Source organism: Pseudomonas sp. G(2018) (assembly GCF_005502415.1).
In the GTDB taxonomy this organism is placed as follows: domain Bacteria; phylum Pseudomonadota; class Gammaproteobacteria; order Pseudomonadales; family Pseudomonadaceae; genus Aquipseudomonas.
The window spans coordinates 202,290-218,202 of sequence record NZ_SCOO01000008.1 but is presented as its reverse complement, the minus strand read 5'-3'; the positions used below and the strand labels follow the sequence as shown (position 1 = coordinate 218,202).

Below are 15,913 nucleotides of genomic sequence, written 5' to 3'. Positions count from 1 at the left end.
CAACCGCAGAATCTGTGGGAGCGGGCTTGCCCGCGATGGGGCCAGTACAGCCACCTCAAATCCCACAGAGCTCCCGCAACAGCGCGGTATCCAGATGCTTCTCCACCAGATCCGCCAAGCGCTCGATATCCCGCTCGCGCAACCCGTGGTAATCCACATCCTGCACAGCCTGCAAACCGGCCCAGCGCAACAGCGCACTGCAGGCCGCCGGTGATTCAAACAAGCCGTGCAGGTAGGTGCCGAGAATCTGCCCGTCGATACTTTGCGCACCGTCACAACGACCATCATCGAGCTGCACCGCGGCGTTTTCCAACGCCGCTCCGGTGGTCACGCCGGCATGGATTTCATAACCGCTGACTTCAGCATTCTCCAGCGCCAGGCGCCCACGCACATTGCGCAGTTGCTTCTCTGCTTCGAGCCGGGTTTCGAACGCCAGCAAACCCAGGCCGATGCTGGAACCCGATGCGCCTTCAAGGCCCAGCGGATCGTGTACCTGCTCACCGAGCATTTGCAGGCCGCCACAGATGCCCAGCACTTTCCCGCCGTAACGCAGATGTCGAGAAATCGCGGTGTCCCAGCCGTTGGCCCGCAGATAGGCAAGGTCACTGCGCACGCTTTTCGAGCCGGGAAGAATGATCAGATCGGCCGGTGGAATCGCCTGTCCGGGACCGATGAATTGCAGGTCCACTTGCGGATGCAGGCGCAACGGGTCGAAGTCGGTGTGATTACTGATGCGCGGCAGCACCGGCACCACCACTTTCAACACCTGCTCAGCCTTGTCGGTCTGGCGCTGATCGATACCGTCCTCGGCTTCCAGATGCAGGTCCATCACGTAAGGCAGAACGCCAATAACCGGTTTGCCGGTGCGCTGCTCCAGCCAGTCCAGGCCCGATTGCAGCAAAGCGATATCGCCACGAAAACGGTTGATGATGAAGCCCTTGACCCGCGCCTGTTCGCTGGGCGACAGCAGCTCCAGCGTGCCCACCAGATGGGCGAACACTCCGCCCCGATTGATATCGGCGATCAGTACTACCGGACAATCCACCGCTTCGGCGAAGCCCATGTTGGCGATGTCGCCGGCACGCAGATTGATCTCGGCAGGCGAACCGGCACCTTCGACCATCACCAGCGCATAGGCCGCGCTCAACCGGGCATGGGAGGCCAGCACCGCTTGCATGGCGATGGCTTTGTAGTCGTGATAAGCCACGGCATTCATGGTCGTGACTGCACGACCGTGGATGATCACCTGGGCGCCGGTGTCGCTGTTGGGTTTGAGCAGCACCGGGTTCATGTCGGTGTGCGGTTCGAGATACGCGGCCTGGGCCTGCACCGCTTGTGCGCGGCCGATCTCGCCACCGTCGGCCGTCACCGCGCTGTTGAGCGCCATGTTCTGCGGCTTGAATGGCACCACGTCTACACCCTGACGCGTGACCCAACGGCACAGCGCCGTCACCAGCGTGCTTTTGCCAGCGTCCGATGTGGTGCCCTGCACCATCAAGGTGGTCATGAGGCTTCCTTGGCAAAGTCTTCGAATGCGGCGGCGAGGCGTGCCCAATCGGCTTCATCGGCCGGCAAGCCAAAACGCAGGCTGCTGTTTAGCGTGAACAATCGCAGCAGAATGCCGCGCCGGGCCATGAATTCATGGAGTTCTTCGGCACGTTCGGTGATCAGCCATTGGAACAAGGCGCAACCGCCCTGGGGTTTGAAGCCGTGCTGCTCAAGCAACGACGCCAACCGTTCGCTGGCCTCCTCGGCTCGCACCCGTTGCCGCGTATGCCCTTCGGTATCGCGCAGGCAAGCCTGACCCAGCACCCGGGTCGGGCCGCTCACCGCCCAGGGTCCGACCTGTTCGGCGAGCAGCTTGAGCAATTTGCGCTCGGCCAGGACAAACCCCAAACGCACCCCGGCCAGGCCGAAAAACTTGCCGAACGAGCGCAGCACAATCAGCCCGACCTGATGGGCAAACGGCGCCACACTCAGGTGCGGCGTGTTGTCCATGAACGCTTCGTCCACCACCAGCCAGCCACCACGCTGGGCCAGTCGCGAATGCCAATCGAGCAATCGGGCGGGCGTCAGGCTCAGGCCGGTAGGATTGTTCGGGTTGACCACCACCAGCACGTCGAGGCTGTCGACAAAAAAATCGACTTCCTGCTCCAGCACTTCACGCACGATGTAGCCATTACGACGCCAGGCTTCGGCATGTTCGGCGTAACACGGCGACAGCACGCCGACCTTGCCCGCCCGGCGCAATCGCGGCAACAACTGGATGGCCATTTGCGAACCGGCCACCGGCAATGCCTGCAGGGTTCCGTAGTAATCGCAGGCGGCCTGTTCCAGGCCGTCATCGGTTTCCGGCAAGCGTGCCCAGGCCCGCAGCGGGATCTGCGGCACCGGGAACGGCCAGGGCGCCAGGCCGCTGGACAAGTCAAGCCAATCGGCTTGCGCGATGCCGTATTCGAGCGCCGCCTTGCGCAACCGTCCACCGTGTTCAAGCATAAAATTCAGCCCCCACGCAGAGAATCAGCAGCCATAACCATACCCCGCGCTGGACCAATTGCCAGCCGCGGTCAATGGAGTCGGCGTCCGCCGGCAGGCCTTCGCCCAGTGGCGGACGCTCATGCAGTTCGCCGTGATAAATCGCCGGCCCACCCAACTCGACGCCCAGGGCACCAGCACCGGCGGCCATCACCGGACCGGCATTCGGACTGTCCCAGGTCGGGCCCTGGGTACGCCAACATTTCAAGGCCAGCCGAGTCTTGCCCAGCAGCGCGTAGGTCAACGCCACCAACCGCGCGGGAATGTAATTGAGTACATCGTCGATCTTCGCCGCAGCCCAGCCAAATCGCTCGAAGCGCTCGTTGCGATAGCCCCACATCGCATCCAGGGTGTTGCTCAAACGGTAGAGCACCACGCCTGGCGCACCGGCCACGGCAAACCAGAACAAAGCCGCGAACACCGCATCGCTGCCGTTCTCCAGCACCGACTCGGTGGCGGCGCGGGCGACTGCGGTTTTGTCGAGTTCGCTGGTCTGACGGCTGACCAGATAACCCACCCGCGTGCGCGCCTCGTCCAGATCATCGCTGCGCAGAGCCTTGGCCACCGGCTCGACATGCTCACCGAGACTGCGCATACCGAGGGCACAATACAGTGCGAGAATCTCGACGACCCAGCCAACGTAAGGCGCCCAGGAAAACGCCGTGGCCAACAGCGTCAGCGGCAACACAGCGATCACCCACGCGGTGACGCCGTGGCTGCGCCAGCCGCGACCACCGCCGTTGAAACGTTCCTCGATGCGCTCGGCAAAACGGCCGAACGCCACCAGAGGATGCCAGCGCTTGGGTTCGCCCAGCAGCGCATCCAGCGCCACGGCGGCGACACTCAACAACGCCAAACTCATGGACGCACTCCCCAATAATTTTCGTACAACAGTTCACTGAGCGGACGCGCCTGCGCCCAGCCTTCCAGCACCAGCATCGGCGCCGGATAAAATTCCTTGACCGGTCCCAGGCACAAAACGGCCAACGGCTTGGCGCCGGACGGCAGGCCCAGCAAGTCCGCCAGCGCCTGTGGCTCGAACAGCGAAACCCAGCCCATGCCCAACCCTTCGGCGCGAGACGCCAGCCACAGGTTCTGGATCGCGCAGGACAATGAGGCCAGATCCATTTCCGGCAAGGTGCGCCGACCGAAGATATGCCGTTCGCGATCATCCATCAGCGCCGCGACCAGCACTTCGGCGCAATCGTTGATGCCTTCAACCTTGAGTTGCATGAATTCGTCGGTGCGCTCACCCAGGGCTTCGGCGGTGCGGATGCGTTCTTCTTCCACCAGCGCCTGGATCTTGCCGCGCAAGGCACGGTCGCTGATGCGGATGAAACGCCAGGGCTGCATCAGGCCGACACTCGGCGCCTGGTGCGCGGCTTCGAGCAGGCGCCGCAAGAGCTCGGGCTCGACAGTGCCGCCGCTGAAGTGGCGCATGTCGCGGCGCTCGGCGATGGCGCGATAAACCGCTTCGCGTTCGGCCGGACTGAATGCGTTGTCGTTCATGGCCTCTTCGCGAGCAGGCTCGCTCCCACAGGATTCAGGTGATCATTGGTGAGAGCGAGCCTGCTCGCGAAGGCATCCCCTAGGTCAGGTGCAAACAGCGAGGCAATCGCTGTCGGATTGGACGGGAAATAAAAATGCACATACGAGGCCGTCATCCGCCCCTGACGATAAACCGCCTCCGCCCCACGCCCGCCGTTAGGGCTCAAGCCCCGGGCAATCGGCGTCAGTTCGGTGGTGGTCAGCGAATGATGATAGGTGTGGCCGCGCAGCGAACCTTCCGGCAGTTCAACCGCTTGCAAAGCCAGCGCGGCGAGACGCTTTTGCATCACCGCATCACCACCCAGCAAGCCGACCATCTGCGCGCAGGTGCCTTCGACATCGGTCAGCGAATCGAGCAGATAAAGCATGCCGCCACATTCGGCCAGCAACGGTTTGCCTGCTGCGTGGTGCGCACGTATTGCGCTCAGCATCGAAGTGTTTTGTGCCAGGGCCACATGGTGCAGTTCCGGATAGCCACCCGGTAGATACAGGCTGTCTGCTTCCGGCAAATCCGCATCACGGATCGGCGAGAAAAACCGCAGCTCGGCGCCCATCGCCCGCAGCAAATCAAGGCTGGCGCCGTAGGTGAAGGCAAACGCTTCGTCCCGGGCCACGGCAATGCGCACGCCGGCCAGCAGTGGCTCGGCGGCAATCAGATCCGGCGCAGCGAATTCAACCGCCGGCGGCAGCGCAACCTCGCAACTGCTGGCCAAGGCATCGGCCGCCGCATCGAGACGCACATCGAGGTCGTTCAACTCGCTGGCCTGGACCAGGCCGAGGTGTCGGCTCGGCAATTCGATCCCGGTTTCCCGGGACAGCGCGCCGTACCAGCGCAGGCCTTCGGTCAAGCTACCTTCGAGCAATTGTGCATGACGCAAGGTGCCGACACGATTGGCCAGGACCCCGGCGAAGGGCAAGTCCGGCTGATAGCGCGCCAACCCCAGTGCCAGTGCGCCAAAGGTCTGGGCCATGGCGGTGCCGTCGATCACGCCCAGCACCGGCACACCGAAGTGCCGTGCCAGATCAGCGCTGGAAGGTGTGCCGTCGAACAGCCCCATCACGCCTTCGATCAGGATCAGGTCGGCGTCGCCTGCGGCTTCCCACAACAAGCGGCGACTTTCCTGCTCGCCGACCATCCACATGTCCAGTTGATACACCGGCGCACCGCTGGCGCGCTCGAGAATCATCGGGTCGAGAAAGTCGGGGCCACATTTGAACACGCGAACCTTGCGCCCCTGATTGCGATGCAATCGGGCCAGCGCGGCGGTGACCGTGGTCTTGCCCTGACCGGAGGCCGGCGCGGCAATCAGTACCGCGGGGCAACGACGGGGTTGATTCACAGCTCGACGCCTTTTTGCGCTTTGATCCCAGCCTGGAACGCGTGCTTGATCATGCCCATCTCGGTGACGGTGTCGGCCAGTTCCATCATCTCTGGCTTGGCGCCGCGACCGGTGACCACCACGTGCTGCATCGGCGGACGTGCCTGCAAATCGCTGAGCACCTGATCGAGATCGAGGTAGCCGTGCTTGAGCGCGATGTTCAATTCATCCAGCACCACCAGGCCGATGGATGGATCGCGCAGCAATTCCTGCGACACCGCCCAGGCCGCTTCAGCGGCGGCGATATCACGCTGACGGTCCTGGGTTTCCCAGGTAAAGCCCTCGCCCATCACATGAAAGCGCACCTGCTCGGGAAAGCGCCGGAAGAACAACTCCTCGCCCGTGCAGTTGCGCCCCTTGATGAACTGCACCACGCCGCACTGCATGCCGTGGCCCAGCGACCGGGCGAGCATGCCAAACGCCGAGCTGCTCTTGCCTTTGCCGTTGCCGGTCAGCACCAGCAACAGACCGCATTCGTTCGGGGAATTGGCGATGCGTTCGTCGATCACGGCTTTCTTGCGCAGCATGCGCGCCAGATGACGTTCGTCACGATCAGGGGTATCAGTCATGGGGGAGCTCTCCGTTGAGGCTGGATAACGGCGGGCAGGCACAAGAATAGACGGCAAGAAGCCTGGCATCGCCCACCGTGATGCCGCTTGGATGGATCAGGCCGGTCTCCGGGCTCATGAGCGGCGTTGGCCTGACTGCGCGCCTTCCCATGTCTTTTGACACAGTGGCTCAAGACGCAGCTTTCACTCATTTACCGTTGCGGGGGCAGCGCCGGAATTGCAGACCTTCGTGCTTTGAAGTGACCACTCACCGGCTTCCCTGTTTCACTCTGTCGGCCCAAGCCACAGAGCACCTGAAACAAGCCGCGAAGGTTAGAGGGTTGGGGGTGGAGCGTCAATTGAAGACGGGGCGTATCAGTGAATAACAGCCACCCATCCACAAATTGACGCCAATCTTGTGCCACACTCTCAGCAGTGATATCAAAGAGCCACAAACCCACAACACAATAAAAAGGGTGAGCCCCATGCAAGGCATGATCATCAGCAATCCGAAGCTGGAATTCCTGCGACCGGTGCTGGAGCGCTGGTTCGAGTGTATTGACCGCTACAACGCTGTGCGTGGTGATAATGAAACACCGTACTGGCTCGACGAAAAAGCCAATCTCGGCCTGCTCTCAGCTGCGGCATGGATGGCGGAAACAGTGACCCTGCAACAATCGCCCACCCGCAAACAGACCGAAGAAGGCGAACGCAATGGCCGCGCCGACCTGTTTATCGCCACCCCCGAAGCCCGCGCCTGGCTGCAGGCCACGCAACGCTGGCCACGGGTCAACAGCTTGAACCTGACCCAGGCCCTGCACGACATCACCAGCAACGCCAAGCAAATCAGCTACGCCAGCGACCTGAAGCTCGGCTGCCTGTTCGTCGCCCCGCAAAAAGCCCAGCACGGCGCCACCCCGGAAGAACTGCAGGACATGGTCGACGACCTGCAAAAGGAGCACACCTGCGCCGTGGCCTGGTACTTCCCCTACGCCTATCGCAAGTTGCGCAACGAAGCGGGCCACTATCACCCCGGCATCGCCGTGCTGCTGAAAGAGGCTCGCGGTTGAGGGTTGAACCATCCAGCGTCCAGGCTTCTCTATGATTAGATCAAGGCATTCATAGGGAAGATCAGCAATGCGCACCTCTCAACTCGCTTTTGTCATCGCCCTCGCCGGAGGGCTCGCCGCCTGCGGTGAAACCTCCAGGCTGCAAGTCTCCGACGGCACCGGCCCGTCGCCCAAGCTGCCAGAACCGAACAAAACACTGATCCCGACTGTGAACATCGCGCCGGCCATTGGCTGGCCGGACGGCGCGAAACCCGTCGCTGCCGCCGGCACGCAAGTGGCCGCGTTCGCCGAAGGCCTTGATCACCCGCGCTGGCTTTACGTACTGCCCAATGGCGACGTGCTGGTCGCCGAAACCAACGCCCCGCCAAAACCCGCTGACGGCCAGGGAATTCGCGGCTGGGTCATAAAAAAAATCATGGGCCGTGCCGGAGCCGGCGTGCCGAGCCCTAACCGCATCACCTTGTTGCGAGATTCGGATCACGATGGCATTGCCGAGACCCGCACGGTCTTCCTGGAAAATCTCAACTCGCCCTTCGGCATGACCCTGGTCGGCAATGATCTGTACGTTGCCGATACCGATCGCCTCCTGCGCTTTCACTATGAAAGCGGCGACACAGCGATCAAGTCGCAGCCGATTAAAGTGGTGGATTTACCGGGCGGCACCCTAAATCACCATTGGACCAAAAACGTCATCGCCAGCAAGGACGGCAGCAAGCTGTACGTCACGGTGGGCTCAAACAGCAACGTCGGCGAAAACGGTATGGATCAGGAAGAAGGACGCGCGGCGATCTGGGAAGTGGATCGCGCCACCGGCAACCACCGAATCTTTGCTTCGGGGATTCGCAATCCGAACGGACTGGCCTGGGAACCCACCAGCGGTGCTTTGTGGACTGCGGTCAATGAGCGGGATGAAATCGGCAGCGACCTGGTGCCCGATTACATCACCTCCGTGAAGGACGGCGGGTTCTATGGTTGGCCTTACAGCTATTACGGCCAGCACGTCGACATTCGCGTCGAGCCGCAAAAACCCGAGCTGGTGGCCAAGGCGATTGCGCCGGACTACGCGGTGGGTCCGCATACCGCGTCACTGGGTCTGTCGTTTGCCGAGGGCAACAAGTTGCCGGCGCAATTCAGGGAAGGCGCCTTTATCGGCCAGCACGGCTCATGGAACCGCAAGCCGCACAGTGGCTACAAAGTGATTTTCGTCCCCTTCAGCGCCGGCAAACCGAACGGGCAGCCGGTGGATGTGCTAACGGGCTTTCTCAATGACGACAAAAAAGCCATGGGTCGGCCGGTGGGTGTGGTGATCGATCGGCAAGGCGGTTTGCTGGTGGCGGATGATGTGGGGAATAAAGTGTGGCGAGTGTCAGGCACTAAATAACGCAATTACCATCAGACACAAAACCCAGTGGAAGCGGCGGTTAGTGTTTACGACAAAGGGTCAGCCCATCCCCCAATGGCAATAACGATAAATCCACCCGCGAATCATCCTTCAAGGCACGATTGAGCGCCTGGATGGCGCGGGTGTCTTCACTCTCCGGATCAGCCTCAAGCACCCGGCCACTCCACAGCGTGTTATCGAACACGGCCAGACCGCCGGTGCGCAACAGACGTAACGCATGCTCCAGATAGACGGGATAGTTGGCCTTGTCAGCATCGATAAAAACAAGATCGAACTGCCCGGGCTGGTCCAGCGTACTCAGGGTTTCCAGCGCAGGCGCCAGACGCAGATCGATTCGCCCGGACAAACCGGCTTCCTGCCAGTAACGGCGCGCCGTGGCGTTGTAATCGCCGGGAATGTCACAGCAGATCAGCGAGCCGTCTTGCGGCAATGCCGCTGCCATGCACAGGGCGCTGTAACCGGTGAAAGTGCCGACTTCCAAAACACGCCTGGCGCCGATGAGTTTCACCAGCAACGCGAGAAACTGCCCCTGCTCGGGCGCCACTTGCCAACGCGCCATGGGCAACGCCTGGGTCTCGTCGCGCAAACGCTTGAGCAGGGGCGTTTCACGCAGGGAAACGTCCAGCAGGTACTGATAGAGCGAATCGTCGAGATTGAGCGTGCGAGCGGTCATGACCACAACCTCCGGCGGTTACGGATTGCGCGCCAGGTGCTCCGGTTGCAGGACGCGCTTGGCGCTCAGGTAGGCTTTCTGCCAATACACCTTGGACAAGCTGTCGAGCTTGACCGTGCCACCCGTGGCAGGCGCGTGGACGAACCGGCCTTCGCCGACGTAGATGCCAGCATGGTTGACCTGGGAACTGCCATTGGTGGCGAAGAAAACCAGATCACCTGTTTGCAGCCCTTCCTTGCCCACGCTGGCCGCTTGCATGGTGATCATTTCACGGGTGGTGCGCGGCAAGGAAATTCCGGTGACATCACGGTACACGTAACCGATCAACCCGCTGCAATCGAAACCGGAATCCGGCGTATTGCCGCCCCAGCGATAAGGCGTGCCCACCAGACCCAACGCGCGGAACAGCACGTCTTCCGCTTCAGGCGAAAAGGCTTGGGAGGGACCGAAAACGATGGGCGCGCGAACCACCGGCGCTGGCGGCGGTGTGCGGCTGGCGCAGGCGCTGAGCAGCGCTGCGAAAAGCATGATTGCGAGGCGGGCCGACGTCGACATAGGCAGAGCATCCTGATCTGGCTGCGGCTTTTTTTCTGCAGAGACGCAGAAAAGAAAACCGCCTGCGCAGCACGCAGGCGGTTTGCCATCATTCATAGATCAGATTCTAGCGCTTATGCGGCAAACTTCAAGTAAGACTTTAAGTTCGCCTTACAAACTGTCCGCTTACTTGCGAGCCGTGACGATCGGGCTTGCCGCAGGAGCCATCGCGAGGGCGCGCTTGGCTTCGATGAAGGTTTTGCTCCAGTAGCTGTCGCCCAGGCTATCGATCCGCACACCACCGCTTTTGCGGCTGCTGGAATGAATGAACTGGTTGTCACCCAGGTAGATCCCGGCGTGACTGACGCGACCGCGACGGCCATTGGTGGCGAAGAACAGCAGGTCGCCTGGTTCAAGTTTGTTGCGAGACACCAGCGGCGCATCCACGTTGATCATTTCGCGGGTGGAGCGTGGCAGGTACATGCCCGCCTCTTCGCGGAACAGATAACCGATGAAACCGCTGCAATCAAAACCGGCTTCAGAGGTACCACCAAAACGGTAACGGGTACCGATCAGGGACATGCCGCGTTCGAGGATACTGTCGGCCAGAACTGGAAGTTGATAAGACTTGCCGTCGGCGAAGGCTGCCAGTTCTTTTTCGGTTGCCGTCTCTTCCTGGAAAAGAGAGTCCTGATAACGAACGGAAGAGGCAGTAACAGGGTTTTGTACCTGCTGTTGTTGCGCTTGCTGCGACACCGGAGTGTGGGCAGCGCAACCGAACAACAGGGTAACGAGTGCGAGGGGCACGAGGGGTGCAAAGCGCTTTAGCATGGGCACGACCGTGGCTGATAGTTGTAAAGAAGCCGAGACTATGCCCGCTATCAAACCCATTTGCAAATTCAATCGAACTTTTTGTGACTTCTCGGTTTCTCGTTTACATCTAAGCGCTTAAGCACTATTTGATCGTTTGCGCAGACTACTAGTTGTAGGAAAGCGTGTTTTCTGGCGCCTGAAATATGCCAAAACTACTGTAGGCATTGGCTTTGCCGGGCTTGTTACCAGCCCAGCGTTTCTTTCAGGAACGGAATAGTCAGCTTGCGCTGGGCTTGAAGGGAGGCCTGATCGAGACGCTCAAGCAACTCGAACAGCGCGCTCATGCTGCGGGTACCGCGGGTCAGGATAAAATGCCCGACTTCATCGGTCAGGTGCAGGCCGCGACGGGATGCACGTAGTTGCAGGGCACGCAGTTTGTCTTCGTCGGAGAGCGGACGCATCTGGAAGATCAGTGCCAGGGTCAGGCGGGATTTGAGGTCCGCCAACTTCACCGGCAATTCACGCGGGGACGTCGACGCGGCAATCAGCAGGCGTCGACCGCTGTCACGCAGACGATTGAACAGGTGGAACAGCGCCTCTTCCCAATCCGCCTTGCCGGCAACGGCCTGCAGATCATCCAGACAGACCAGTTCGTATTGTTCGAGGTTGTCGAGAATCTCGATGCCGCGATCCATCAACTCGGCCAACGGCAGATACACCGCCGGCTCGCCCATTTGCTCGAAGCGCAGGCAAGCCGCCTGCAATAAATGCGTACGCCCTACCCCGTGCTTGCCCCAGAGGTAAATCAGGCTTTCGGTCCATCCGGCGTCGGCTTCGCACAGCCGCTCGACATAGCCGAGTGCAGCGGCATTGGCGCCTGGGTAGTAGTTGATGAAGGTGGCGTCGTCACGCAGACGCACACCTAGGGGCAGCTGAATCGGTTTCATGCTGACTGAACAGTTCCAAAGGAACCGTTAGTGGCCTCTGTGTAAAGTTTGCGAAGTTTATACCCGTGAGGCCGACCGCACAATGCGACAGACCACAAGCAAAATCAAAGGTTTGCGTTGGCGCACCGGTTTCATGACAGTTTCTTTGGCGCTGCAGGCAACAACCCTGCATCAATCCGCGACGCCTTTGAAGAAGCCTGAAGGCCTGGCTCGTCAACCCCACCGTAAATATCAGAATCCTTATATAAATCATGCACATGGCGCACCAACACCATGATCACCGCCGCCACAGGCAACGCCAGCAGAACCCCGGTAAAACCGAACAGTTCACCACCGGCCAGTATCGCGAAGATCACTGCCACCGGGTGCAGGCCAATGCGGTCTCCCACCAGCAACGGCGTGAGTACCATGCCCTCCAGCGCCTGGCCGACCATGAACACCGCAACGATGCCGATCATCGGGTACAGATCGCCGCCGAACTGAAACAGACCGGCAATCAATGCCGCGCCAATACCGATGACAAAACCCATGTACGGGACAATCGCCGCCAAACCGGCAATCAGACCGATCAACAGACCCAATTCCAGCCCGACCAGCATCAGACCCGCGGCATAGATCACGCCCAAGGCCACCATCACCAGCAGCTGCCCGCGCACAAACGCCCCGAGTACTTCATGACACTCACCAGCCAGTAATACTGCGCGCTCCTCGCGATCCCGGGGCAGCAGACTACGGATCCTGGCCATCATCAGGTCCCAATCCCGCAGCAAGTAGAAACTCACCACCGGTATCAGCACCAGATTCGCCAGCCAGCCAATCAACGCCAGACCGGAAGCGGTCGCCTGACTCAGCACCACCCCGACGATGTCGGTGGTCTGCCCCATGTGTTCACTGATGGCGGCCTTCAGCTTGTCGAACTTCCAGAAACCCTCCGACAAACCGAACTTGGACTGCGCCCACGGCAGCGCGGTGTGCTGCAACCAATCGAGCATCTGGGGTGCCAGCTCATATAAACGCAACAACTGCTTGGCGAGCATCGGCACCAACACCAGCAACAGCGCTGTGAAGATCAAGGTGAACAGCGCGAATACAGCGACCACGCCCAAGGTTCGCGACAGCCCGGCTTTTTCCATCCTGTCCACCAGTGGGTCAAACAGATAAGCCAACAGCAACGCCACCAGGAACGGCGTCAGAATCGGGTGCAACAGCCAGATAAACGCGCAGAGCAGAACCACCCCACCCAACCAGAACCAACGCCGCGTATCGGCCATGAACCACTCCATTGCTTCTATATAAAGAAAGAAAAACTACCAGCGAAATCGTAACTGCGGTGTCGGTGCCGGGGCTGGTGTTGCGACAGGGACCGAACCGTCAGCCACCGGTGCAACAGGCACTACGGGAGCAGGAGCGGGTGCCGTTGTAACTTCCTGCAATTTCGCCAGCGACAACTGCGCCCGCAGCTGATCGGTACTGCCATTGACCCGATAGAGGATCCGGTCGCCATTGACACTTTGCGGGCGCCCGGAAAAAGGCTCCAGCAAACGCCCAAGGGTCGCGTAGCGCTCAAGATTCATGCCCTGCACTTCCAGCAACTGTTGAGTCGCAGCCCCTGGCCTGGCGACAAAGCGCGGTGCCAGACGCTCATTGACCGCCAGCATCACCGCGTCCGCCAAAGCAGCTTGATCAGCCCCCTGGGCAGTGCCCGCCTCTTTCTGATCCCCCAGCCACAAACGCCAATTGGCTTGCCACTGCCCACCTTCTTCGCGGGCATGTACTGCCAGCAAGGCGTCGGCATTGTACCGTTCCGATGCGTTGCGCAGCGGCGCCGGATCAGCACTTTCCAGATTGGGCGCGGTGGCGACAATCTGTTCATTCAGATCCGCCAGGGGCAAGCGCAACGGCAAGCCACGGTGCTGCGCCGCGCGGCGCAGCGGTGCCGCACTGGCCTGACCATCCCCCACCAGGCTTGAACCATCGCTGTAGTCGTTCAGCCACCAACCGAGGATGGAGGGCCGATTGGCGCCCCACATGGCCAACCCGGCACGGCGCATGGCCTGTTCAGTGGTGCCCGGATCGAAATCGACTTTCAGGACTTCCGGTGGCCCGGCGTCATAACCGAACTGACTGATGATTTGCTGCGGGTCCTTGCGGATCGCTGCCAGCCCCGGACTTTGCGCGGCCTTGGGGTCGCCGGTCAGACGCAAGACAAGGGTATCGAGGGCGCGTTGAGTCGCCTGGTCCCGCTCCTGCGGCGACTGGCCACTGACTGGTTCGCGCACCTGGTAAAGGCCTTTGACGGTTTCGGCATGACTGACCAGGCTGAGCAGTGACAAACAGCCCACAAACAAGCATTTGCAAAAACGCATGGAAGATTCCTGAAGACAAGAGCAGCTGGAACAGGCCGCATGAACATGATCGAGCAAGGCTGTGACCATCGCCTGGCGCAAAACATTCACACGCCCCGGGTAAGTTTTCGCACTGTCATAACGATAGACGGTAAATGCCGATACCCTTCCCAGGCCTGAAGGATGCCACCATCACGCTGTAATGATGGTTTTTTTATGCCGATATGCCCCTGCCGTCGGCCTGAGGATGGCCGCTGCCCTTCAAGCCTGATAAAATCGCGCGCCTTCGCAGACCGGCAACAGCCGGGCACTATCGAAATTCGCGTGAGGCAATCGCCCCCGTCGATTTCGGCGCCCCCGCTGAACTCGGTCGTTACCCAGAAATCCCCCCTAAAGGCCTGGATCATGAGCAAGCAACCCTCCCTGAGCTACAAGGACGCCGGTGTAGACATCGACGCCGGTGAAGCATTGGTCGAACGCATCAAGAGCGTCGCCAAGCGCACTGCGCGCCCGGAAGTCATGGGCGGCCTGGGCGGTTTTGGCGCCCTCTGCGAAATCCCGGCCGGCTACAAGCAGCCCGTGCTGGTATCCGGCACTGACGGCGTCGGCACCAAGCTGCGCCTGGCACTGAACCTGAACAAGCACGACAGCATCGGCATCGACCTGGTTGCCATGTGCGTCAACGACCTGGTGGTGTGCGGCGCCGAGCCGCTGTTCTTCCTTGACTACTACGCCACCGGCAAACTGAACGTCGACACCGCCGCTCAGGTCGTGACCGGCATCGGCGCAGGCTGCGAGCTGTCCGGCTGCTCCCTGGTCGGCGGCGAAACCGCTGAGATGCCTGGCATGTACGAAGGCGAAGACTACGACCTGGCCGGCTTCTGTGTCGGTGTCGTGGAAAAATCCGAAATCATCGACGGCTCCAAAGTCGCTGCCGGCGACGCCCTGCTCGCCCTGCCATCGTCCGGCCCGCACTCCAACGGTTACTCGCTGATCCGCAAGATCATCGAAGTCTCCGGTGCCGACATCGAAAACACCCAGCTCGACGGCAAACCGCTGACCGACCTGCTGATGGCCCCGACCCGTATCTACGTGAAGCCGTTGCTCAAGCTGATCAAGGAAACCGGCGCCGTCAAGGCCATGGCCCACATCACCGGTGGCGGCCTGCTGGACAACATTCCGCGCGTGCTGCCAAAAGGCGCACAAGCCGTGGTTGACGTGGCGAGCTGGACCCGCCCGGCCGTGTTCGACTGGCTGCAAGAGAAAGGCAACGTCGACGAGAACGAAATGCACCGCGTGCTGAACTGCGGCGTGGGCATGGTCATCTGCGTGTCTCAAGAGCACGTTGAAACCGCCCTGAACGTTCTGCGCGAAGCCGGCGAGCAGCCTTGGGTCATCGGTCAGATCTCCACCGCTGCCGAAGGCGCGGCTCAGGTTGAACTGAAGAACCTCAAGGCTCATTGATGTCCCAGACCTGTGATGTGGTGGTGCTGCTGTCCGGCACCGGCAGTAACTTGCAGGCCTTGATCGACAGCACGCGGACTGGCGACAGCCCGGTCCGCATCGCTGCGGTGATTTCCAACCGTGCCGACGCCTTCGGCCTGCAACGCGCCAGGGACGCGGGTATCGATACCCGCACCCTGGATCACAAGGCTTTCGACGGCCGCGAGGCCTTCGATGCCGCGCTGATCGAACTGATCGACGCCTTCAACCCCAAACTCGTGGTACTGGCCGGTTTCATGCGCATTCTCAGCGCGGACTTCGTGCGCCATTACCAGGGTCGCCTGCTCAACATCCATCCTTCGCTGCTGCCCAAATACAAAGGGTTACACACTCATCAGCGCGCGCTGGAGGCTGGCGACGCCGAGCACGGCTGCTCCGTGCACTTCGTCACCGAGGAACTCGATGGCGGACCACTGGTCGTACAGGCAGTAATACCGGTAGAGTTGCACGACTCGCCGCAGAGTCTGGCGCAGCGGGTCCACGTTCAGGAACACCTGATCTACCCGATGGCCGTTCGCTGGTTTGCCGAGGGCCGGTTATCACTTGGCGATCAAGGTGCTTTACTGGATGGACAGTTACTCGCGGCCAGCGGCCACTTGATTCGAACCTAGGAGAT

General features: G+C 61.0%; 15 protein-coding genes, 1 pseudogene and 1 riboswitch. Of the genes and pseudogenes, 4 read left to right on the top strand and 12 right to left on the bottom strand.

Going from position 1 to position 15,913, the window contains the following annotated elements:
• Positions 1-55: 55 nt before the first annotated feature.
• Genes FFS64_RS11410 through cobO form a run of 6 tightly spaced genes read right to left on the bottom strand, consistent with a single transcriptional unit; the run spans position 56 to position 6,031 of the window.
• Positions 56-1,507, bottom strand: coding sequence for a cobyric acid synthase (locus tag FFS64_RS11410; protein ID WP_137805458.1), 1,452 nt, complete (start codon positions 1,505-1,507; stop codon positions 56-58).
• Positions 1,504-2,496, bottom strand: coding sequence for a threonine-phosphate decarboxylase CobD (cobD, locus tag FFS64_RS11405; RefSeq protein WP_137805457.1), 993 nt, complete (start codon positions 2,494-2,496; stop codon positions 1,504-1,506). Before cobD ends, FFS64_RS11410 begins: the two co-directional genes overlap by 4 nt.
• On the bottom strand, positions 2,489-3,397 hold the full coding sequence (cbiB, locus tag FFS64_RS11400; protein ID WP_137805456.1) for an adenosylcobinamide-phosphate synthase CbiB: 909 nt from the start codon (positions 3,395-3,397) through the stop codon (positions 2,489-2,491). The genes cobD and cbiB overlap by 8 nt, the downstream gene beginning before the upstream one ends.
• Complete coding sequence (gene bluB / locus FFS64_RS11395) at positions 3,394-4,044, bottom strand: 5,6-dimethylbenzimidazole synthase (RefSeq protein ID WP_137805455.1); 651 nt, start codon at positions 4,042-4,044, stop codon at positions 3,394-3,396. The genes cbiB and bluB overlap by 4 nt, the downstream gene beginning before the upstream one ends.
• The gene (locus FFS64_RS11390; RefSeq protein WP_137805454.1) at positions 4,041-5,423 is read right to left on the bottom strand and encodes a cobyrinate a,c-diamide synthase; all 1,383 of its coding nucleotides are present in this window, start codon (positions 5,421-5,423) and stop codon (positions 4,041-4,043) included. The genes bluB and FFS64_RS11390 overlap by 4 nt, the downstream gene beginning before the upstream one ends.
• Positions 5,420-6,031, bottom strand: a complete 612-nt coding sequence (cobO, locus tag FFS64_RS11385) for a cob(I)yrinic acid a,c-diamide adenosyltransferase (protein ID WP_137805453.1) — start codon at positions 6,029-6,031, stop codon at positions 5,420-5,422. Before cobO ends, FFS64_RS11390 begins: the two co-directional genes overlap by 4 nt.
• Positions 6,032-6,112: 81 nt before the next feature.
• A riboswitch (cobalamin riboswitch) is annotated at positions 6,113-6,343 on the bottom strand.
• A gap of 152 nt (positions 6,344-6,495) precedes the next feature.
• Between cobO and FFS64_RS11380 the strand changes: the two genes are divergently transcribed.
• Both FFS64_RS11380 and FFS64_RS11375 read left to right on the top strand, forming a co-directional pair.
• A complete protein-coding gene (locus tag FFS64_RS11380; protein WP_137805452.1) occupies positions 6,496-7,080 on the top strand; it encodes a hypothetical protein in 585 nt (194 codons plus the stop codon).
• 67 nt (positions 7,081-7,147) lie between these two features.
• Positions 7,148-8,461, top strand: a complete 1,314-nt coding sequence (locus tag FFS64_RS11375; protein ID WP_137805451.1) for a sorbosone dehydrogenase family protein — start codon at positions 7,148-7,150, stop codon at positions 8,459-8,461.
• Between the two features lie 40 nt (positions 8,462-8,501).
• On the opposite strand, the gene FFS64_RS11370 is transcribed toward FFS64_RS11375, so the two are convergent.
• From FFS64_RS11370 to FFS64_RS11345, 6 genes and pseudogenes are all read right to left on the bottom strand, one after another.
• Positions 8,502-9,155: an O-methyltransferase gene (locus FFS64_RS11370; protein WP_137805450.1), complete on the bottom strand. Its 654-nt coding sequence runs from the start codon at positions 9,153-9,155 to the stop codon at positions 8,502-8,504.
• 18 nt (positions 9,156-9,173) lie between these two features.
• Positions 9,174-9,710, bottom strand: coding sequence for a C40 family peptidase (locus tag FFS64_RS11365; RefSeq protein ID WP_137805449.1), 537 nt, complete (start codon positions 9,708-9,710; stop codon positions 9,174-9,176).
• Between the two features lie 165 nt (positions 9,711-9,875).
• The gene (locus tag FFS64_RS11360) at positions 9,876-10,520 is read right to left on the bottom strand and encodes a C40 family peptidase (protein ID WP_137805448.1); all 645 of its coding nucleotides are present in this window, start codon (positions 10,518-10,520) and stop codon (positions 9,876-9,878) included.
• A gap of 224 nt (positions 10,521-10,744) precedes the next feature.
• Entirely contained in the window at positions 10,745-11,449 is a 705-nt protein-coding gene (hda, locus tag FFS64_RS11355; RefSeq protein WP_007936072.1) for a DnaA regulatory inactivator Hda, read from the bottom strand.
• 200 nt (positions 11,450-11,649) lie between these two features.
• Positions 11,650-12,720: pseudogene (locus tag FFS64_RS11350) on the bottom strand (AI-2E family transporter); the annotation flags it as partial.
• A gap of 36 nt (positions 12,721-12,756) precedes the next feature.
• Positions 12,757-13,815 (bottom strand): DUF2066 domain-containing protein, encoded by a 1,059-nt coding sequence (locus FFS64_RS11345; protein ID WP_137805447.1) that lies wholly within the window; start codon positions 13,813-13,815, stop codon positions 12,757-12,759.
• A 384-nt stretch (positions 13,816-14,199) separates the two neighbouring features.
• Between FFS64_RS11345 and purM the strand changes: the two genes are divergently transcribed.
• Positions 14,200-15,258 carry a phosphoribosylformylglycinamidine cyclo-ligase gene (purM, locus tag FFS64_RS11340; RefSeq protein WP_137805446.1) on the top strand — a complete coding sequence of 353 codons (1,059 nt, stop codon included), beginning with the start codon at positions 14,200-14,202 and terminating at the stop codon, positions 15,256-15,258.
• Positions 15,258-15,908, top strand: a complete 651-nt coding sequence (gene purN, locus FFS64_RS11335; RefSeq protein ID WP_137805445.1) for a phosphoribosylglycinamide formyltransferase — start codon at positions 15,258-15,260, stop codon at positions 15,906-15,908. Before purM ends, purN begins: the two co-directional genes overlap by 1 nt.
• Positions 15,909-15,913: the final 5 nt, after the last annotated feature.

Coding starts and splice junctions, on each gene's coding strand:
- FFS64_RS11360 (WP_137805448.1), bottom strand. CDS start 10,520: ATGCTAAAGCGCTTTGCACCCCTCGTGCCCCTCGCACTCGTTACCCTG.
- FFS64_RS11410 (WP_137805458.1), bottom strand. CDS start 1,507: ATGACCACCTTGATGGTGCAGGGCACCACATCGGACGCTGGCAAAAGC.
- purN (WP_137805445.1), top strand. CDS start 15,258: ATGTCCCAGACCTGTGATGTGGTGGTGCTGCTGTCCGGCACCGGCAGT.
- hda (WP_007936072.1), bottom strand. CDS start 11,449: ATGAAACCGATTCAGCTGCCCCTAGGTGTGCGTCTGCGTGACGACGCC.
- purM (WP_137805446.1), top strand. CDS start 14,200: ATGAGCAAGCAACCCTCCCTGAGCTACAAGGACGCCGGTGTAGACATC.
- FFS64_RS11365 (WP_137805449.1), bottom strand. CDS start 9,710: ATGTCGACGTCGGCCCGCCTCGCAATCATGCTTTTCGCAGCGCTGCTC.
- FFS64_RS11380 (WP_137805452.1), top strand. CDS start 6,496: ATGCAAGGCATGATCATCAGCAATCCGAAGCTGGAATTCCTGCGACCG.
- bluB (WP_137805455.1), bottom strand. CDS start 4,044: ATGAACGACAACGCATTCAGTCCGGCCGAACGCGAAGCGGTTTATCGC.
- FFS64_RS11370 (WP_137805450.1), bottom strand. CDS start 9,155: ATGACCGCTCGCACGCTCAATCTCGACGATTCGCTCTATCAGTACCTG.
- cbiB (WP_137805456.1), bottom strand. CDS start 3,397: ATGAGTTTGGCGTTGTTGAGTGTCGCCGCCGTGGCGCTGGATGCGCTG.
- cobD (WP_137805457.1), bottom strand. CDS start 2,496: ATGCTTGAACACGGTGGACGGTTGCGCAAGGCGGCGCTCGAATACGGC.
- FFS64_RS11375 (WP_137805451.1), top strand. CDS start 7,148: ATGCGCACCTCTCAACTCGCTTTTGTCATCGCCCTCGCCGGAGGGCTC.
- FFS64_RS11345 (WP_137805447.1), bottom strand. CDS start 13,815: ATGCGTTTTTGCAAATGCTTGTTTGTGGGCTGTTTGTCACTGCTCAGC.
- cobO (WP_137805453.1), bottom strand. CDS start 6,031: ATGACTGATACCCCTGATCGTGACGAACGTCATCTGGCGCGCATGCTG.